Origin of the sequence: Anaerocolumna xylanovorans DSM 12503, from assembly GCF_900143645.1 — a bacterium.
Classification (GTDB): Bacteria; Bacillota; Clostridia; order Lachnospirales; family Lachnospiraceae; genus Anaerocolumna; species Anaerocolumna xylanovorans.
The window spans coordinates 29,406-49,829 of the sequence record NZ_FRFD01000010.1; the positions used below are offsets into that span (position 1 = coordinate 29,406).

General features: G+C 39.3%; 19 protein-coding genes. 5 read left to right on the plus strand and 14 right to left on the minus strand.

Annotated elements, in window-relative coordinates; translation table 11 throughout:
- Positions 1-262 precede the first annotated feature (262 nt).
- The 6 genes from BUF11_RS24450 to BUF11_RS16585 form a co-directional block, all read right to left on the minus strand.
- Entirely contained in the window at positions 263-2,140 is a 1,878-nt protein-coding gene (locus tag BUF11_RS24450) for a type I phosphomannose isomerase catalytic subunit (protein WP_175562088.1), read from the minus strand.
- A gap of 57 nt (positions 2,141-2,197) precedes the next feature.
- Entirely contained in the window at positions 2,198-2,848 is a 651-nt protein-coding gene (gene rpe, locus BUF11_RS16565; RefSeq protein ID WP_073589981.1) for a ribulose-phosphate 3-epimerase, read from the minus strand.
- Between the two features lie 5 nt (positions 2,849-2,853).
- Positions 2,854-3,690, minus strand: coding sequence for a carbohydrate ABC transporter permease (locus BUF11_RS16570; protein WP_073589982.1), 837 nt, complete (start codon positions 3,688-3,690; stop codon positions 2,854-2,856).
- A complete protein-coding gene (locus tag BUF11_RS16575) occupies positions 3,691-4,560 on the minus strand; it encodes a carbohydrate ABC transporter permease (protein ID WP_073589983.1) in 870 nt (289 codons plus the stop codon).
- A 143-nt stretch (positions 4,561-4,703) separates the two neighbouring features.
- A complete protein-coding gene (locus BUF11_RS16580; protein ID WP_073589984.1) occupies positions 4,704-6,014 on the minus strand; it encodes an ABC transporter substrate-binding protein in 1,311 nt (436 codons plus the stop codon).
- 63 nt (positions 6,015-6,077) lie between these two features.
- Complete coding sequence (locus BUF11_RS16585; RefSeq protein WP_242952402.1) at positions 6,078-7,286, minus strand: ROK family transcriptional regulator; 1,209 nt, start codon at positions 7,284-7,286, stop codon at positions 6,078-6,080.
- Between the two features lie 174 nt (positions 7,287-7,460).
- Between BUF11_RS16585 and BUF11_RS16590 the strand changes: the two genes are divergently transcribed.
- Complete coding sequence (locus tag BUF11_RS16590; protein ID WP_073589986.1) at positions 7,461-8,636, plus strand: hypothetical protein; 1,176 nt, start codon at positions 7,461-7,463, stop codon at positions 8,634-8,636.
- Positions 8,637-8,770: 134 nt separating this feature from the next.
- The gene (locus BUF11_RS16595) at positions 8,771-9,139 is read left to right on the plus strand and encodes a VOC family protein (protein ID WP_073589987.1); all 369 of its coding nucleotides are present in this window, start codon (positions 8,771-8,773) and stop codon (positions 9,137-9,139) included.
- A gap of 76 nt (positions 9,140-9,215) precedes the next feature.
- Here BUF11_RS16595 and BUF11_RS16600 read toward each other — a convergent pair whose 3' ends face one another.
- The 3 genes from BUF11_RS16600 to trxA all read right to left on the minus strand — a co-directional run bounded on the left by BUF11_RS16600 (position 9,216) and on the right by trxA (position 11,950).
- Positions 9,216-10,916: a S8 family peptidase gene (locus tag BUF11_RS16600; protein WP_073589988.1), complete on the minus strand. Its 1,701-nt coding sequence runs from the start codon at positions 10,914-10,916 to the stop codon at positions 9,216-9,218.
- A 60-nt stretch (positions 10,917-10,976) separates the two neighbouring features.
- Positions 10,977-11,417: a cytochrome b5 domain-containing protein gene (locus BUF11_RS16605; RefSeq protein WP_242952394.1), complete on the minus strand. Its 441-nt coding sequence runs from the start codon at positions 11,415-11,417 to the stop codon at positions 10,977-10,979.
- Positions 11,418-11,635: 218 nt separating this feature from the next.
- On the minus strand, positions 11,636-11,950 hold the full coding sequence (trxA, locus tag BUF11_RS16610; RefSeq protein WP_073589989.1) for a thioredoxin: 315 nt from the start codon (positions 11,948-11,950) through the stop codon (positions 11,636-11,638).
- A 212-nt stretch (positions 11,951-12,162) separates the two neighbouring features.
- On the opposite strand from trxA, the gene BUF11_RS16615 reads away from it, so the two are divergent.
- Together BUF11_RS16615 and BUF11_RS16620 are read left to right on the plus strand one after the other, a co-directional pair.
- Positions 12,163-12,483 carry a hypothetical protein gene (locus tag BUF11_RS16615; protein WP_073589990.1) on the plus strand — a complete coding sequence of 107 codons (321 nt, stop codon included), beginning with the start codon at positions 12,163-12,165 and terminating at the stop codon, positions 12,481-12,483.
- 25 nt (positions 12,484-12,508) lie between these two features.
- Complete coding sequence (locus tag BUF11_RS16620) at positions 12,509-12,850, plus strand: hypothetical protein (protein WP_073589991.1); 342 nt, start codon at positions 12,509-12,511, stop codon at positions 12,848-12,850.
- A gap of 78 nt (positions 12,851-12,928) precedes the next feature.
- On the opposite strand, the gene BUF11_RS16625 is transcribed toward BUF11_RS16620, so the two are convergent.
- The 5 genes from BUF11_RS16625 to BUF11_RS16645 form a co-directional block, all read right to left on the minus strand.
- Complete coding sequence (locus BUF11_RS16625; protein WP_073589992.1) at positions 12,929-13,717, minus strand: response regulator transcription factor; 789 nt, start codon at positions 13,715-13,717, stop codon at positions 12,929-12,931.
- Positions 13,718-13,756: 39 nt separating this feature from the next.
- The gene (locus BUF11_RS16630; RefSeq protein ID WP_073589993.1) at positions 13,757-14,611 is read right to left on the minus strand and encodes a carbohydrate ABC transporter permease; all 855 of its coding nucleotides are present in this window, start codon (positions 14,609-14,611) and stop codon (positions 13,757-13,759) included.
- A gap of 12 nt (positions 14,612-14,623) precedes the next feature.
- Positions 14,624-15,505 (minus strand): carbohydrate ABC transporter permease, encoded by an 882-nt coding sequence (locus BUF11_RS16635; RefSeq protein ID WP_139243441.1) that lies wholly within the window; start codon positions 15,503-15,505, stop codon positions 14,624-14,626.
- Between the two features lie 107 nt (positions 15,506-15,612).
- Positions 15,613-16,920 carry an ABC transporter substrate-binding protein gene (locus tag BUF11_RS16640; RefSeq protein WP_073589995.1) on the minus strand — a complete coding sequence of 436 codons (1,308 nt, stop codon included), beginning with the start codon at positions 16,918-16,920 and terminating at the stop codon, positions 15,613-15,615.
- 158 nt (positions 16,921-17,078) lie between these two features.
- Positions 17,079-18,911 (minus strand): sensor histidine kinase, encoded by a 1,833-nt coding sequence (locus tag BUF11_RS16645; RefSeq protein ID WP_073589996.1) that lies wholly within the window; start codon positions 18,909-18,911, stop codon positions 17,079-17,081.
- A 233-nt stretch (positions 18,912-19,144) separates the two neighbouring features.
- On the opposite strand from BUF11_RS16645, the gene BUF11_RS16650 reads away from it, so the two are divergent.
- Positions 19,145-20,278 carry a hypothetical protein gene (locus BUF11_RS16650; RefSeq protein WP_073589997.1) on the plus strand — a complete coding sequence of 378 codons (1,134 nt, stop codon included), beginning with the start codon at positions 19,145-19,147 and terminating at the stop codon, positions 20,276-20,278.
- The last annotated feature ends 146 nt before the right edge of the window (positions 20,279-20,424 follow it).

A 20,424-nucleotide genomic window follows, 5' to 3' on the forward strand; every position in this document is an offset into this window, starting at 1 on the left:
TAATATCAGGCTTTTCCTTAATTGATAAGCCACACTCTTATAACCAGATTTCTTTCTAAATTCAAGTAACATCATGAAAAACAAGCATTTCTTTTAATTTCTTATTGTCGTCGATCTCCCGTGAATTTTACATCACCGGAGGTCGACGACAATTATTACAAATATTATTTCAAGTATTTTACTCTGATATCTATTTACTTGATTATACTAACATCATCAAAATATTACAAGCCAAACATGAGCTTGGAGGCAATTAGTTTAGTTATACCTTTTCTGAAGTCAGCATAATATCCATGTCCCCATCCAGTATTACTTTTCCATAATCCGCCGGTATCAAAAAGCTCTCTCCTATCGATACTGCCTTTCCTTCCACCGTTCCTTTTCCCCTGATAACAGTAGCCAACTGGTATTTCGCAAAGCTGGTATCTGATTTTCCATGTACTTCTATTTGGGTAATGCAAAAACTTTCATCATTATGATAGCGAATTATCCTGCACTCTTTTTCCTCTTTTAATATGACCGGCGGTTTATCCTCTCCTGCCTTTTGATAAGACAAACAGGCAATTGCTTCTTCCAAATGCAGCTCCCTCGCCTTGCCTTCCTTATCTCTCCTGTCATAATCATAAAACCGGTAAGTGATATCGGCCGCCTGCTGAACCTCATATACGATACTGCCCTTTTTTAAGGCATGAAGCGTTCCTGCCGGAATGTACACAAAGTCCTTAGTGTGCACTGCTCTTTGTTCAATCAGTGAATCCCACTTTTTCTCATTTATATATTTGCGTAAATCCTTTTCATTTTCTGCCTTATGTCCATATACAATACTGCTTCCTTCTTCTGCTTCTATAAAATACCATGCTTCGTTTTTGCCGGAAGGAAATCCTTTTTTTCTTGCATATTCTGCATCCGGATGAACCTGAATACTCAAATCATCCACCGGCAGAACTAATGATATAATAAATGGAAATTCTGAAAAACTGCTGTTAAAAAGCTCCGGTCTTTGCTCCCAGAGCATTCTTAGGGTAAGCCCCTTATATTCTTCATTGACAGCCGCATTGGATGCGCTTTTCTGACCGCTAAAGGACCACGACTGTCCCACCTGATTCCCGTAATTGTCATAATGAAAATACTCTTTTAATAAAGCGCCTCCCCAAATAGCATCTCTGGGTATGGGTGAAAAAAAAATCAATTCTTTCTTATTTTTGAATTTCCTGTCATTTTCAGCGTTAATAAACGCAGCTCCTATCATTGGCGCATCACTCCCTAACTCTGCCTGGACTACCTTTATCTTTTTTTTACGTGCCCAGGAATCATATCCGTATTTTTCAATTAGAGAAGGCAGCGGATCAATAATCCTTTTCTTATGTACACATAATCCTCCGCTAATTAAGAAAGTGTCAATAGCAAGTAAATTAACCATCATAGCAAGTCCAAAGGCCAGCTTGTCTACCGCATCTTCGATTAAATCAATGGCATCCTTATCACCTTCATCAGCCAGCTCAAATACCCTTTCAGAGCTTTCCTCTCCTTTAAGTTTCTCCGGGAATAACTCCATTGCCTGTTTTAATATACCGGTTCCCGAGGAATAGCATTCCAGACATCCATAATTACCGCAGCTGCATTTCCTGCCGCCCCTAATAATAGTTGTATGCCCGATTTCTCCCGCAGACTGCATGGTTCCCTTTAGTATCCCGCCCTGGTATATGATACCACAGCCGATTCCTGTACCTAAAGTAACGCAGAAAAAATTTTCATAAAGCTTACCTGCTCCAAAAAGCCTTTCTCCCCATGCCGCAGCCCAGGAATCCTGAATCAGCGTAATCTTTCTTCCAAACTTTTTTTCAAAAACAGTACCGACCTTGATATCTGTTCCGAATAAATTAGGACTGAATTCTACCATACCGGTAAAAGAATCCACCGTACCGGGAATCCCTATTCCGATGTCTTCCATTTCGTCTAATTTTAACCGGTTTTGATGAAGCAAATCCATGGTTTCTCGATATATAGTCTCAACAAATGCAACGATTCCGCCACAAGTATCCGAAGGAAGCTTTTTCCGGGCCAGAACACTTCCATCTTCCTGCACAATGCCTATGTTTGTTTTGGTTCCGCCGATATCAATTCCAATACAACGTTTCATTTTCTGTTCACCTTCCTAAAATGCCTGTTTCTATTGTCCATCTGATTATTATCCTTTTTATACTGCCTGCAGGTGATTAATTATATCAGAATAGCTTTCCTTTTTACCGAATAACGCAGAGGTTCCTAAAACAAAACCGTCTGCTCCCATCTCCCAAAGGTCTTTAATCATCTCCGGTGAACATGCACCATCAATCATAATTTCAAGAGGCATTTCTTTTTTCAAAGCTACAAGATTTTCAACCTTGTTTTTAACCGGTTTTAAAAATTTTTGTCCGGCAAATCCGGGATTAACCGTCATAACCAATATACTTTCCGTATAATACAAAATATCTTTTATGGATTCAAGGGAGGTTCCCGGATTAATGGAAATCCCCGGAACTGCCCCGAGTTTTTTGATTTCCAATAGAGTCCGAACCGGGTGTACATCTGCTTCCGGGTGTATATATATAACTTTTGCCCCAAGAGCTATGAACCTTTCCACATAATTTATCGGGTTCTTTATCATTAGATGTACCTCAACAGGTATCTGGGCTATTTGGCAGATCAGTTCCGTATCCTGCATACCCATACCAAAATTGGGCACATAGCTTCCATCCATAATATCTATATGAAACCTTGTGGCGCCGGCTTTTTCAAGCCTATTAATTTCCTCTTTTAAACATCCATAATCTGCACACATCATTGACGGAGATAATATTTTTAACATTCTTCTCAACCTTTCACCGCACCGGCCGTTATTCCCTTTACAATGTGCTTTTGCATCACTATATAAAATAGAATAACCGGTATGCTTGAAACTAAGAAATTAGTAAGTATCAAATTCCATTGATTGCTGTATGTCCCATAAAAGTATCTTTGTGAAAGCGGCAATGTCATTGGCTTTGCATTTCCATATACTAAAAATGCCACCAAAAATTCTCCCCATACCCATAATGCATTTAACACAGCTACTGTAGCCAGTATAGGCTTCATTAAGGGTAATACTATACGAAAAAACATACTCCAGTTAGAACAACCATCAATAATAGCAGCTTCTTCAATCTCTTTTGGCATTCCTACCGCATAGCTGCGGCACAAAAAAATCGGAACCGGCATTCCTAAAGCAACGTAAACCATTATGAGACCAAACAGATTACCTGTTAGTCCCAAATCTTTTACTACTACAATCATTGCCACCATATATACCTGGAATGGTACAAAAAGAGTACACATTATCATAGTCATGAGAAATCCCGCAACTTTATTCTTCCATTTTGCAAGAGAATAGCCGGCCATGGCAGCTACCAGAACTGTCAGAGTTGTCGTAATCGTCACAACCATAAGGCTGGTGAGAAAGGAAGAAACAAAGTTAGATTCCGTAACAATGGTTACAAAATTATTCAGATAAAAGGATTTTGGCAGACTGATCGCAGAAGTCATTATTTCGCCTTTTGATTTAAACGAATTCACTATTACCAACAAAAGAGGTGCAAAAAATATGGCTGCAAAAATCCAGATAAGTATTACTTTTACCGCATATAATAGTTTTTTACCTATTTTCCAATTCATTTACAGCTTCTCCTCTCTTTTCTTCATGATATAGTTTAATATCAAGGTTATCGCTGCGATAATGATAAACATGATAATGGACTGGGCAGAAGCATAACCGTTGCGGTTTGCGTTAAATGCCGTAGTATAGATTTTATATACCATTGTAGTGGATTCCCCTACAGGTCCTCCCGAAGTCATGGTATATGGTAATTCAAATACCTTCATATGAGCAGCAATGGATAAAATCAAGCAGGTAAAAACAGTGGAAGCAATCAGAGGCAAGCGGATATTGAACAATAACCGCAGGGTACCCGCACCGTCTATTTTAGCTGCTTCAATTAAATCCTCTGAAATCCCCTGCAGTGCCGCAATATAAATTACCATATAGTAACCTGCCGCATTCCAGATTCCAACTATGGCCAATGCCGGAATAACCAGGGTTTTGCTTCCTAAAATCGCAAAACTTTTCATTCCCAGTCCTTCCAGGACATCAGGAAATACAGAGGTGTATACAAAGTTCCAGATATATCCTACAACCAGCAGGCTCATGATATTCGGAATAAAAAATACAGCACGCAATGAATTTTTCAACCTTAATTTAGAGTCCAGAATCAAAGCCAGAATCAAGGATAAAATATTGCCAACGACCACACTGATAAGTGCATATTTTGATGTAGCCCCAATCGTTTTGCGGAAACTTAAATCTCTAAGTGCTTCCTTGTAGTTATCAAGCCCGATAAAATGATAGGTGGATTTCATTCCGAAAGAATCCGTAAAGGAAAGCCAGGTACTTTGGGCTACCGGTATAATGAAAAACAGGACAAACAGTACCAGTGCAGGCAATAATAATAATCCATAAAATAAATTGGTTTTCATTTTTTTCTTCATATTAACCTCTTTGGTGAATATCAAATCTCTGATTTGATATTCTTGAATACGTAGTTGAAAAATTTATTTTTCAACCTAACCACCTAATAATAGTGGCATGTGTAATAGCAGATACCATTACACATGCCCATTCTTCAAATCCTTTATTGGGCTTTCATTGCAATGTCCCAAGCATTGTCAAGCTCTTTTGCCAGTGTGTTCCAGTCATATTCGCCCAGCATATAGTAAGAATAAATTTCCCATAATTTATCTGTAAATACACTTCTTAAAACACGGTCTCCATAAGGAGTAAATAAATTGTTTGTCAGGTAATAGTTAATATCAGTTGCAATGGGATCATAATCCACATTGACACCGGTTACGGTAGAGGAAACCTTTACATTTTCAGACCATATTTTACCGGCGTCCGCAGAAGCAACATATGCTAAAAATTCCTTTGCAACATCTGCATTTTTAGACCCCGCACAAATTGATAAGGACGTGTCCGGGAAGCAAAGCAGCTTAGCATCTTTTTCATTGTCAGAAATAGGAAAAGCCATAAGACCAATATTCGCATCCTGTTTTACATCCCTGATACCTGAAAGGGCCCATGAACCATTGCCGTAAAAAGCAACTTTCCCATTGGCAAGCAATGCCGCGCAGTCGTCATAGGTCTGATTGTATGCCGCATCACGATCACTATAGTCATACACGAATTCCTTATGTAAATCAAATGCGGCTTTCCAATTGCTGTCTTCCTGAATACTAACCTCTCCTGCATCTCTTTGTGTACTCCAGTCGGGATTTGCCCCAAATACAGTTTCAGAAAATAGTGCAATCAAGGACATATACGGCACTGAAAGATCACTTAAACTGGATGCAAAAGGAGTAATCCCATTTGCTTTTAAGGTTTCGCATGCTTTTTTAAGCTCTGTGACTGTCTTAGGTACTTCCAAACCATTCGCTGTCAAAACATCCTTATTATAATATAGCCCGATATACCCATTATCAACGGGCATGGCGTAAGTACCCTTATCATAAATGGCATTGGCTGCTGTTACAGAATCCGCATTCAGGTTCTGGATAAAGCTTTCTCCTGATAAATCCGCCAGATATTCCGGTTCAACTTCTTTCATCCATGTAATAATATCAGGCATTTCCTCTGATGCTGCCCTTGCACGCAAAGTTGTTTTAAGTTCATCCGATGTCATAGACTGTATATCAAATTCTACATTGGGATGATCTTTTTGAAACCCCTTAAACATTTCTTCAAAAGCTTTTTTGGGCCCTTCCTCTGTCTTTAAGGATAAAATTTCAAGTTTAACCTTTTTATCCGTATTCGTTTCTTTGCCCGTGTTGTCTGCCGTTTCCTTATTGTTCTTTTCTTCCGTACCGGAAGTTTTGCCACACCCTGCTGCACTTATAACTATAAGAACTAAACAGATAAGCAACGCTATTCCCTTTCTCATTTTCATAGTAAACCTCCTATATATAGTTTTTATTTATAACCCATAAGGATTATATGTGAGTTAAGTACATCAATCGATAGCCAATGACAGCTTCGGTTTTTCAAACAAGTGTTCAAATACGTAATAGCAGGCTCCAAGAGGGTATTCCTCCTCCGGCAGCTTTCCGGGATGAATAGAAAAGCATTCCTTCATTTCTCTGTTCATAAGTGAATCTATTGTTGTCTTTACCGTATCAAACAGAATAGAATCCTCAATTCCCTGACAGGCTCCAATGATTACGGAAGGCACCTCCAATGTCTTTACCATATTAGCAATACTTACTCCAAGATAGAAACCGGCCTGATTCAAAATACTGGCACAGGCTTTGTCTCCTTCTTTCGCCTTTTTTATAAATTGCTGTACCGTAAAATACTTTTCCTCATCAAAGTCAATCCCCATCGTTCTGCAAATCTTCCCATACTGGTCATTCATGGCAAGTTCACCGGAAAACGCATCCAAACACCCCCGATTTCCGCAAAAGCACATAGGGCCATTTGCATCTACCGTAGTATGTCCAATAAATCCGGCATTTCCATTATTGCCGCTTAACATCTTTCCATGATAAAAGATGGAACTGCCGATACCGGACCTGATTCCGATGTAAATAAAATCATTCTGTTCAAGTGTCATATATTTTTTCTTTTCTACAAGACTTAATAAGTGGACATCATTACTGATATAAACCGGAACCTTAAAAACCTCTTCCAGGTCTTTTTGAATATTTACATCGTGCCAGCCCTTAATACGTTCAATCCGTAAGGATTCTCCTTTTGACTTATCAATTAATCCCGACAGTCCCAATCCAATTCCAACTATTTTATCCAGCGTAATTTCCGCCCTATCCAACAGCAGATAAATCTCAGATATAAGCTTCTTTTTAATAACCTCGGGCATCTCATTAAGAGTAAACTTAATTTCCTTCGACTGGACGATACCCCCTTTCATATTAGAAACTGCCATACGCACTTTAGGAAATTCAAAATCCACCCCTATTGCGTAACAAGAGTCTCTGTTTACATTAATTAGAGCAGCCGACCGACCTCCCGTAGATTCGGAATAGCCGTTTTTTAAAATATAACCCTCTTCTGTTAATTCTTTTAGTATTTCCAATACTGTAGGCCTGCTAACCAATGTTTTTTTAACAATTTCCTCCGTTGTTATTGGTTCACAATTAAGAATACATTGCATTACAAGATACTTATTTGCTTCCTTTAATACCTTCGTAGTATTTTTTAGCACCAATTTCATCTCCCTCCTCTAACATGTCCTAATTATAGCATCTGGTTTTTCTTTTGTAAAGTATTTTTACAAAACTTTTTTACAAAATGTTTTTATAAATAATGTTTTATTATCTCTTATTCTATGTTATACTACAGAAAATTACTATTTATTTTATTTACAGGAGGATGCTCAATGAATGCAAGTGCAAAAACACTGGACTATTTAAACACTTTGTCAAAATCATTAATAGAAGGAAGCCGGACAAAGGCTTTTGACAGCACCGTTTTATATACCCCCGATGGAATCTCCAGCTATGATGCATTATGGCTGCGTGACTTTTCTTATATGGTTGAGTATGCAGGAAACCATATACCAGTGCAGGATATCATTCAATGTATTAATTATTCCATTATGGGAAGGAGAGAGGATGGCTGGATGCCCGACCGTATCTATGGAAATGGCACTGCCGCTTATGCTGCCGGCGAACTTGGCAAGCCAATAGGAGAAGCCAATCTGGACAATACTCCTTTTCTGGTTTTTACAATTTATAGCTTAAGCAAACGGATGCCCCGGGAAGATTTCGGAAATCTTTTCAAGGAATGGTTGCCTTTTTTGGAAACAGGCCTGCATATTATCCCTTTGGGTGAAAATGGGCTGGTATATAATCCCGCTGATAAGCCTCATTCTCCCTACGGTTTTACGGATACAGTTGCAAAAACCGGCTATCTGTTTATGGAATCCCTTTTATTCTGGCGTGCCTGCTGCTTTATGGAAGAAATGCTTTCTTGCTACACAAGGGAAAATACGGTCTGGTATGCCCTGCATTCCAAACAAATCATAAATAATATAGACCTGCTGCTGGACTTGTCCGCCGGAATTTATTTTGCCGCTTCTAATGCCTGCAGGCAGTTAGATATCTGGGGCAATGCCTATATGCTTTACATCGGTTTTCCTGTAAGTGAGGAACGTAAAAAGACTGTCTTAAGCTTTTTGACAGACCATTACAGCGAATATGTTTATAAGGGACAAATCCGCCATCTTATGAAGGGAGAGTATTGGGAACAGCTTCTTATCCGAATAGAGAAGGAAGAATATCAAAACGGCGCTTATTGGGCAACTGCAAGCGGATGGATTATCTGGTGTCTTACACAAACCGATTTTAACCTTGCCTGCAAAACCTTACAGGAGGTAGTAGATTATTTTAAAGAAGCAGGTGCTTATGAATGTATAAATATTGATTATAAAAAACTGCCAAGCTTTGTCGTCAGTGCTACCAATGTCTATGGAAGCCTTTGGCGTCTTATGGAAAAAGAGAATAATCCGGGCTTTATCTCTGCTTACGACAACTACAACCAGGACGTCCTATAGGACTGAACACCTTATTCGTGGAAGAACTATACCTTTATATTCTGTTAAATTAGCTCATTGCAATGGTTTTCATCCCGAATTATAATAGAAATAACTTCAAATAAAACAAGAATTTATAAGAAAAGAGGTAAGATATGCAGTTTAGCTGGTGTACTGTTCATGTAAATAATCTGGAAGAGTCTCTGTATTTCTATCAGGAGGTTGCCGGTCTTCCTTTGGAAAGACGTTTTTCTGCGGGTCCTAATCAGGAAATTGCTTTTTTAGGTTCCGGTGAAACAAAGCTGGAATTGATCTGGCATAAGGACGGCGAGGCCGTTGAAGTCGGTAAGGATATATCCATCGGCTTTCTGGCTGAACCTTTGGATGATTTTATTAAAGTACTGGAAGAGAAAAATATTCCTATTGCAGCAGGTCCGATCCAGCCTAATCCCACCATCCGTTTTATCTATGTAAAAGATCCAAACGGGCTTACTGTCCAATTCAGTGAACACATAAGACCTTAATAGACCAGGGAAAGGAGCCATTTACCTTCCGGCTTTCCTTTCCCTGGCTGTTTTTTTATACACTTTTTGTATTGTTTTAATTGTCCTGATAATACTTCATTATGGCCCTGTAGATATCCAGTGTTCCAAATCCCCAGCCCGGGTCCGGATATGTTACTGTCGGCAATCGCCTTGCCCCATTTGTTATAAGCCGTCTTAGCAATATATTATTTAGTTTGGTGATATTTCCCTTGACCACTCCCCATTCCAGCATCAAAGCAATTGCACCTGTGGCATGGGCCGTTGCCTCACTGCTTCCCGCAGCGTCATAAAAACCGCCATTTACGGAAGGTGCCGTTATATTTACTCCCGGAGCAGCAACGTCAGGCTTTAGCCCTCCGTTTTTTGTAAATCCCCTCCCGGTGTAATAATAAAGGCTCTGGTTCTGATGATTATAGGTAGAAATAGCCAATGTATTACTGGCATTAGCCGGAATTGATAAGGTAGTATCTTTATTTCCATTAATAAAATATGTATTCGCCGTAAGAAAATTGGTGATTGGAAGCCATATATGATACCGAAGCAGCAAATCTCCGCTTCCGGATACTACCATTCTCCATGTACCAGGGATTGGACTTACAAACCGGAACATAATCAGTTGATTTCCCGTCCGCTCTTCGCTAAATTGATTGTCTATATAAATAGTAGTCCCCCTATGGTTTACTATCTGCGTACTTCTTTGCAGGAATATTCCGGATACTCTTGACACCAGACTGCCCTCAGGTGCATACAATTCCAGTGCTACAATATTAGGAGCAAATCCCCATAGCTCCATGGTAAAGCCTGCTTCTTTCTCTCCTACATTCAAATTGACCACATCAAAATCCGTGCTTGGATTTATCTGCCCATAATAATGATGATTGGTATTGCCTTCATTTCCGCCCGCTACTATAACCGATTTTCCGGGAAGCTTTCCTACGTCATTCAGGTAATGGCACAAAACGCTTTCCCCCTCATGGGCTCCCTGTGAGGAACCAATCCCAATACAAATGGCAATAGGGCGGTCCAATTTTGTTGAAATATCCATTAGATACTGGATACCCAGCATGATGTCATTTTCCTGATAGCACAGCACATTAGGAGGAATGCAAAAAAAGTCTTTTATATTTTGTTTTGCTTCTTTTAATTTCACTACTACAATTTCCGAATCCGGTGCAACTCCCGAAAAATTATCAGATACGTTGTCATTTCCGGCTGCTATCCCTGCTAATGCCGTACCATGCCCGCTTATATCCCTGCTTGGCACAACCCTGTAAGGATCATCCGCTAACAGAGCGGTATTAATATCCCACTGGCTGTATTCCGTTCCAAAATAAAAATTTTCCGGGTATCTGCCGCTTTCTATTCCCTGATCCCATATGGCAGCTATTCGAGAGGTATTATCTGCATACCGGAACACCGGATTGGTATAATCTATTCCCGTATCAATAAAGCCGACCAATACACCCTGTCCTCTTAATTCCAGAGCAGGATTATCCCTTACTCTGACTATCCCGGATGCTTCACTGCTTGACAGATTCATAAGCCCATAGCATTTAGGTATATACGCATATCCGAATGTCTGGGTACTGTCTATCGTCAGCCTTGATGCGGGTATATGGTATACCGCATAGTCACTGGTTATCCTGTTTACCGCATAATCACTTGAGCTTTCAAGATTATTGATTCTTTCATATCCTTCCGCAAGAATATCCGTATAATCGTTACTGGTTATCTTATACCTATCCGCCTCTGTCATATACTCCACCTGTTCTATCTATACTAATTTATATGTGGGTTTCAATTATCCTATTAACAATTATTCCTCCAAGGCAATGGTTCCCACCACCGGAAGCTGATCAAGCATTGCAGCCATACCTCTGTGACAGCTCGCAAATTGACCTGATAAATCATTTCCTGCCCGCAATCCCGCAAAATGTGTTCCGCCTCCCCAGGCTGCTATATTACTTACGTCATACACCTTTCCGTTTACTGCCACATACGCAGGCCTCCCCTCACTGCCATCAAAATAAGAGAGCTCGCTTAAGGTAAATACTCTATCTTCCGTATCGTTTTCTGCCAAACTTTCGGAAAGTAACATTTCCTCCAATTCTGCAGCAAAGTTATCCGTTCTGTTTTGCATAAGACCCTGGTAGTAATTCTTTTCGTAGAGGTTTCTGCTGAAGGTCTGCATCTGACTGTAATGAATAATCTCTTTTTGATAATTATTTAGTTTATTTCTGATTTCATTTGATTCCAAATTGTATGCAGCCTTTCCATTATAGTTATAAGCTTGATTCATTATATTAACGGGAGATATGGAATATTCTAAGAACTCCCTCTGAAAGCTATAAGGAAATATCTACATGTATACACAGCTGTTAATTTATCTTATAGGACGTAATTTTCTACAATATAAAAAAACTGCGGTTTCAATGAGCTTCCCTCAATTGACCGCAGTTTTTATTTTTGGGGTTTTTATTCCGACAACAGGGAAAGAATTGCTTTCTTGGGCTTTACTCCTACGGTGCTCTCAACTACCTTACCTTCTTTCATAACAACCAACGTAGGTATGCTCATAATACGGAACTTCTCTGCTAATTCTTCCTCTTCATCTATATTAATCTTTCCGACCTTAATCGTGTCCTTCTTCTCTTCTGCTACCTGGTCAATAATCGGTGATACCATCTTACAGGGGCCGCACCAGGATGCCCAAAAATCCAATAAAACCGGTTTTTCCGATTCCAGAACCTCTTTCTTAAAGTTCTCCTTTGTTATCTTTAATACACCCATGTGATACACTCCTTTATTGTTTATATCCTTATTATAATCAATTTCCCGCTAAAGTCTGTGATGCAGTTACATAATATGGAAAAATATTTTTAAATTTTTTTGTAATTTTCTATCATTTCATGTCACATTATGTGTCAGAAGCCATATTATAAAGTAAGGTTATAAACGATAAACAGTCGAATGACCTAATAAATTTTTAAGGAGGAATTCCTATGGCATGTGGAGGTTTTAATTCAAACCAGAACTTAGTTTCTACACTTTGCAGATATATCGGTGAAACAGTTACGATATTTACAAAGAGCGGTGGTGTTTCCGGATGCGGCTTTACAGGTGTTCTCTTTGGCGTAAACAATGAATTTTGCCAGCTGGTAACGGATTTTGGCAGTGCACCTGCTAATCCTATCGGAGGACCGAACAGTTCCTGCTGCACTAACCTTTATCCTGAGAATAATTGCCAGAGGCCCTATACAGTAGGTTCCGTATGCGATATTCCTATCGATAAGATCGCAGCCTTCTGTCACAATGCCGTATAATCTCAATGGAATAGGAGGATTCATTATGTCAAATAATTTTTTTAATCCCGGATTAAGTAACGGATTAACAAATAACGTAAGTTTTGCCAGACATCTTTGTAACTATATTGGGCAAACGGTTATTATCTTTACTACAAGTGGAGGCGTTTCAGGATGCGGTTTTACAGGTGTTCTGTTATCTGTAACCTGCGATACCTGTCGCATTGATTCAAGACAGGGCGTTGCTCCCGCCTGCCCGCTTGGTAGTTCTTGCTGCGGCGACATAAATAACAACAACTGCGGAAATTATAACGGATTCCGTTCCGTAGGTTCTGTTTGCGACATTCCCCTTGACAGTATAGCAGCCTTTTGCCACAATGCAATTTAAACAAATGTATATAAGATAATGTAAAAAAAGACTGCTTTAACACCTTAAAGGGTAAAGCAGTCTTTTTATTATTCCTCTTTACTTTTTCTCTGCATCCATCATCTTCTTCACCAGAATGCTGTTACGGTATTCATTGGCTGATAATCCTGTCAGTTTTTTAAATACTTTTGAAAAATGTGCAATATCCGTAAATCCCACTTCCCATGCAATATCTCCTATCCTCATGGAGGAATTCATCAGAAGCCTTTTCGCTTCCTTTACTCTTATATTATTCAAAATCTCCGAAAAATTAAGTCCCATATTCTTATTTAAAAGCTTGCTTAAATGCCATTGGCTGATGTATGTCTTTTCTGCCACCTCTGACAAAGTAATCTTCCGGTTATAATTTTCTTCCATATATTGAACGGCATTATATACGATAAAGCTGCTTGCTGCCTTGGTCTCGCAGTCTTCCTCCGCCTCTTCCCTTTTAGGCTCGTCCTCATTTTCCGAAGGAATCATCCCTTCCGTCATGGCAACAATTGCTTCTTCGATTTCCGCAAGGTTGGAGGGCTTTAATAAATACCGGCTTACACCAAGGCTGATTGCCTTTTGGGCATAATCAAAATCACGGTATCCTGTTAATATACTAATCTTAATATTGGGAAATTCAGACCGTAAAGCGGCAACCATAGTCAGTCCATCCACTCCTGGCATGGAGATGTCCGAGAACAGGATATCCGGCTTAAGCTCTCTGATTAGCCTCCCTCCTTCAATACCATCGTTGGCAGTTGCTATGATCTGGCACCCATATTTTTCCCAGGGTACAATCTTCTTGATCCCTTCCACAATAATGGGTTCATCATCAATAATCATAACCTTAAACATAGTATTTCTCCATTTCGGGCATTTATTTGTTCTTATATTTTATCCCTTAAGAGCTCCGGCTGTCAATCCTTTAATAATGTATTTCTGCAAGAATGCGTAAATTATAAGGACCGGTACTATAATCAAAGTAACGCTTGATGCCATAAGTCCATAATCAGTTCCGTATCTGGAACTGATTTCATTGAGTAAGACACTGATAGGAAATCCTGAACGCCTCCTAATCATTATAAGCTGGGTAAATAGATCATTATAAGACCATAGAAAGCAAAAGATTGCAACTGTCGCCATAGAAGGCCTGGAAAGCGGCATGATAATCCGGGTAAATACCTTAAAGACATCTGCTCCTTCCATATAGGCAGCCTCTTCCATTTCAAGAGGAATCCCTCTTAAAAAACCCATCATCACTACAGTGGCAAAACTTAGATTTCCTGCTACCTGCGGCAGGATCACGCTGACGGGAAGATTTAAAAGACCAAACTGGGCCATTTTCTTAAAGACAGGTACAATCGTAGAGAAAGCGGGAATCATAAGGCTTGACAGAATAATGGCATTGACTATGGCTTTTCCTCTAAAGCGGTATCTTGTCATAGCAAAAGCCATCATGGTAGCGAGAAACATCACGGCTATCATTACTGTTCCTGAAATTACCAGACTGTTTTTATAGGATTCCAAAATATCCTGCTTGCCAAACGCATTGACATAGTTAGTAAGGATGAACTTTTTAGGCAGCGAAAAGGAAGTATTAACAACCTCAGCAGAAGGCTTAAAGGAATTGTTAATAACCCACACAAAAGGAAAAATCGTTGTCACAGCCCATAAGGCCAGTATAAGATAAGTCACTGTCTTCCTTATGGAAAATCTCTTATGCTCCTTTGCATCACCGCTGCTTTTCAAGATAGATCCTCCTTACAAATTTGCGTCCGGCTTTAACAATTCATTTACAGCTAAGGACACCAAAAGCCCAAATATCACAATAACAAAACCAATAGCTGAACCATAATCAACATTTCCGATGGTAAAGGTCTGCTCATACATCAGGGTTCCAAGGAAATGGGTCCTTCCCTGGGGCGCTCCCTTTGGGGCAATGACCCAGGGCAGGTCAAATACCTTTAATGCTCCTGTTACAGCCAATATGATACAGGTGCAAAATACTCCTCTCATCATAGGAAGGGTAACATAAAGGACCTGCTTAACCTTTGAACAGCCATCCACCTTTGCTGCTTCGTATAATTCCTCCGGAATAGCATTTAATCCGGTCAAAAGAATTACAAAATAGAATCCCACATAACTCCAGATTATCGGAATGGCTATCATAGTAAAGGCTCTCCCGGGAGCCAGCCAGTTTACCGGGTCTTTCCCTATAACCTCCAGGAACTGGTTTAACATCCCTCCGCTATAGTTATAAAATAGCTTGAATATCAGACCTATTGCAGTTGCTGAAATAACAATAGGAAAAAAATATATCGTGCGAAAGAAATTCTCTCCTCTTCTTAACCAGCTTACAAAAATCGCAAGTCCCAAAGCAATGCCCACTTGAAATACCACAGCAAGCCCCATCATTTTGATGGAATTGGCAAAAGCTATCCTTAGCTTTGAATCCGTAAGCAGCTTTTTATAATTCTCCACTCCGATAAACGTCCACTCTTTACCTGGCATTTTTACGAAATTGGTTATATCATAAAAGCTGTTTTTGATATTTTCAATAAAAGGCCAATATAGAAATAAAAATATCAGTATAAGTCCCGGTATCAGAAAGATGACCAGAGGAAATTTCTTTTTGTAAAGCATTGCTGCCTCCTGTGCTGCTTTTTGTGTATTTAAAAAAGGGGACATTGCATCAAGCCTAATTCAACAAACCAAGCTATCTGCAACAATCCCCTTCTGTTTGTTATACCTTATTGCTTTGCATTAATATCCAATACTTCCTTTAATAAATCCTCCGGTGTCTTGGCTCCCGTAGAAATGTCAACAATACCGGCAATCAAAGTATTATATGCCTCCTGCGAGATTCTGGAATCAATGGGCAGCAAGGTAACTGATGCCTTGTTACTGTATTCAAATCCCGAAATTGCAAGAGGTGTCATATCCTTAATAGGATCGGCTGATACAGCCGCCTGCCCACTTCCGTTCCAGTATTTCGTTACGCCCTCTTTGTTGGTATTCGCCATAACAAACTTGACTGCGGCATCTCTTTTATCAGGGTCTTCCCAAGCTTTCTTGGTAATATAAAAACCGGAAGATATACCCCCGATGATTTCACCCTCCTTAGCCTTTCCGCCGGGCATTACGGGCACTGCTGTAATAACCGTGTTCTGCTTGTCAGGAATACTGCTTAGAAACCAGGAACCATCAAGCTTCATAGCCGCTCTCTTCGACTTAAAAAGCTCTCCTGCGAAATCATTATCAATTGTATCCGTATCCTTTGGAAATGCCTCCATATCCCTTAATGTCTTAATCATAGCAAGTCCCGTACACCAATCCTGCGGAACAGTTTCAGGAACCTGCGTATAGCCTTCGGAACCTGCTGCGGACAGTATTAGGGCTTCAACCCAATAATGGGGAACATTATTCAGGGAAACTGCAATAGGAATAATATTATTTTCTTTGAAGGTTGCTATTGCCTGTAGCAGGTTATCCCATGTAGTAGGAAGTTCAAGACCATATTTTTTAAAAAGGTCTTTATTGCAGTATAAGCCTTCCCAATATCCGGTGGTCGGAACTGCCCTTTCTATTCCATCGGGATTTGCTGCTGCCTTTAAGGCAGAATCCAGAGTGTCCTTTGCATAATCAGGATACTCTGCTCGAATTTCATCTATTGTTACAAATTTATCTGCTGCTAAAACATCACTTGCATTGGCGTCTATAAAATATTGTATTACATCCGGTTCATTGCCCACTGCAAAGTCAGCGGCAATTCTGGTTTTCCAATCCTGGTCAGATACCTGGGAATCATCTTCAATGGTTATGTAAGAATAATCCTTCATAAACTGACTGATAATTGCCTGATAATTCGGAGCGTTCGGATCCGTTCCGCCAAACATGGAAACTGTAGTAAGTGTTACCGGATTTTTTTTATCAGCAGGCGTTACCCCCGTATTCCTGCTATTATCAGATTTACTGCCGTTTTTGCTACTACACGCTACAAAAGAAAGAGCTAAAACTATGGTTAAAAATAGCGCTAACCACTTAGCCTTTTTTTTCATAATTTTCCTCCCTAATAAAGCAAGTTTACAAGCTGTATCTATGTAAACTTTCTTTACAAATTGAATTATATCTATTCCAGTGCCGTATTTCATTCTACTATCTTGACATTATTTGTTCTATCTTGCCCGGTTCCATATACCTTCGCTTTTTGGCCAAATTACCCCTCCTCATTCTTCCCTATTTGCGTTATTTTTACATTTTCACCTTCTTCCTCCCAGTCGCAGGGTATTTCTATAGCTGAAATAACCACGCCGTTTTCCGAATAAATCTTTAGTCCATAGTCTTCTCCAAAAATAAGCTTGATGCGTTCGTTAACGTTTCGTATTCCGAGGGATGCATGCTTTCCCTTTCCCTCAAACATCCCGGCATTGCCGTTCTCCAGTAATGACTGAATTTTTCTTTCCTCTTCCCCTGACAGCTCTCCTGTATTTGTAACTTTTATTATAATCTTTCCTTCATTTTGATAAGCAGAAAGATTGATAACTCCTCCTTTGACGGTATATACGCCATGTACTACCGCATTTTCCAGCAGCGGCTGTAATATCAGCTGCGGAATCTGTATCTGCAATAGATTTTCATCAATGTCTCTTTCGAACCGGATACGGTCTCCAAATCTCATGGAGGTGATATATATATAGGCATCTGCTCCCTTTAGTTCTTCCGCCAGGGAACTTAGTTTCCTGTTCTCCCTTCCCATGCTCTGGTTAAGAAGAACAGCCAATGCTTCTATCATTTTTGAAACATCATCATCCCCGGCCATTCTGGCCTGCCAGTTCATCATTTCCAGGGTATTGTTGAGAAAATGAGGATTGATCTGGGACTGAAGAGCAAGGATTTTTGCTTCTTTTCTCGCCAATTTCTCTTTATATGCATAGTCAAAAAGATATTTTACCTCGGAAGACATCCGGTTAAAGGAATCCGACAGGTATGCAAATTCCTGGTTTGGCATAGCCTCACCCTTTATCTGCCATCCGAATTTACCGCCTTCAATATTCTTAGCCGCCTTTACCATACGCTCCATAGGCTTTGCGATATTATGGGATATAAAATAAAGCATATAGACAAAAACAGGTATGATAATAAGTATATTAAATAATATAAGACTGTTCATGACGTGTATCTCACTAAAGATTACATCTTTATTCGCTATAAGGACCGCTCCGTAATAGTAATCATCAAATTTCTGCTGATAGACAATGCCCTGATAAACCTTGTCCTCGGCTTTTATGGTCTTACGGTTATTCTCGTAGGTGAACTTGAGTTTAAGCTGTTTTAATACTCCCCTCTCTCCCTGTTCCTTCAATCCGCTATTATAATAAATCATCTCACCGGGCTCATTCACAAAAAAGGCTAAATCATAATCATTATTCATATTGATGCCTTCAAAAAGCTTATCCGTGTTAAGCTCAAGCACCAATGTCCCGAATTTTGTATAATTTCTGGTAGTGTAGAGGTTTCGGATAATGTATATCTTCCCGTTTATAATCTTCACATGGGCATCCGAAGTGTTCTGATGGGTAATTGCTTCTGCAAAACGCTTTACTTCCCGGATATATGTCTGCTGATAATTAGACTGCTCCCTCGTAACATAAAAGAGACTGTCCGGTTTATCAACCAAATAAAACGTAGTCATGACAAAGCGGTTGTCATTAATGTATTTGCTTTTTAAATTACCGATAACATCCTTATAAAAAGTGGAACTTGTCATTTCTTTATTCTCATATTTTCTCCATGCCTTTTCCAGTACCAGGTCATAGGATATTTTCTTTGAACTTTCAATGGCTTCATTTAATTTCTGGCTATGAAAGGAAGTATAATTCTTAAGGCTCTCCTCCATCAGGACTTCTGTTTTTCGTACGATATTGTTTCTGTAATAGGAAAACATAAAGACCATGAATACTATAATCGGAACCGTCCAGCATATTACTGTCACTACCAAAAGCGCTTTCTTTAATGATATAGGCTGGTCTTTTTTTATGGGTAATATCATCTTAACCTCCCAAACAAGTATCTTCATCTTTTCATTGTAGCATAGGAGAAATTAGGGTGCAATGAAAGATTTTAATACTGTTTTAAATTACAATTTTTATGTTGGATTTTACAGAATATAATTGTATTTTGTTAAATTTTAATATATAATAAACTCTAATTAATGTATTACTATCTAAAGTAATACATTTTTAAGTATCTTATAAATTACAAATGAGAGGACGACTAAAACTTATGAAAAAACTCAGATTATTATCTGGCTTCTTTGCAATCTGCCTTTGTCTTGGATTACTATCCCTGAACGTAAAGGCTTCTGAAGCAACAGATACCGGCAGCACTTATGATACAATTCAACCTGCTTCATTAGTTACCGGTGATGAAGATACTTCTTCCTTTGAAAGTTATGACCTTACAATCCCCGTATCAACAAAATCTTTGATCGTACCGGTCAATATGGATTATAAGGGGCAGTTAAAGATTGACCTGGTAGGAACAAGCGTTGAAAAATCAGTTACTATCGCATTATTCAAGGATGAGGCTTGTACCACCGCCGTTGGATATTCCGAATATCTAAGCTCCGGCACTTTAAGTGGTGATTTAGATGTTGATGTTCCTGCAAAAGGAACTTATTACTTAAAATTAGAAATACCAAGCTATGCAACAACTGATGCAGTTGTAACCGCTACTCCTTATTCTTTCAGCAGTGAAAACAAGGCTCTGAAAAATAAAGTATGGCTTGGCACCCATTCATTTTCTTATGACAGCCTGGTTTACAATAAGGTCACAATAAGCACTCCCGGATATATTACAGTGGAAGCTGCTCCTCTGAATGATTCAACCAGTTCTGTTTATGTAGCCTTAACCAACAGCAGCAAGAAAGCGCTCACCGATCAGATGTATCTTAGCAGCTATAATAAATACACTGCCTATTATGCTGTTAAAAAAGGTACCTATTACCTTGTTACCAAATCTTCTTATGATTACAAATTACGCTATACTTTCACCGCTGTGAAAGAAAGCGCAGGCAACACTTCCAAAGCCAAAGCAGTTTCCATCGGAAAAGGCAAGACAATAAAGGGATTGGCATTGGCAGAGGACAGCACAAGTAAAGCAGACTGGTATAAAGTTAAATTGACCAAGAAGCAAGTCTTAAGCTTAAGCGTATATGCAAAATCCAGTGATACCATAAAATTTGAGATAATTCCCGCAAATGACAGACTTATCTTAATCGGCAGCACCTTCCGTTTATACCAGAACGACGGCGGTGTATATGCTTCAAAAGACGGCATGTCCGCAGGAACCTATTATATTAAAGTAACAAAAGCAAGTAAGGCTACTTCCGGATACTATACCATAAAATTTAATTAGTATATATTTAGTAATTTAACATAGTAAAACATAGAAACAACCACACCGTTCTTCTGCCATGGCAGCCGGTGTGGTTGTTTTTCTGTAACTGCTGTGATACAATTAACAGAGTTCGAACATACTGACATGCATGATGATTATAGAAG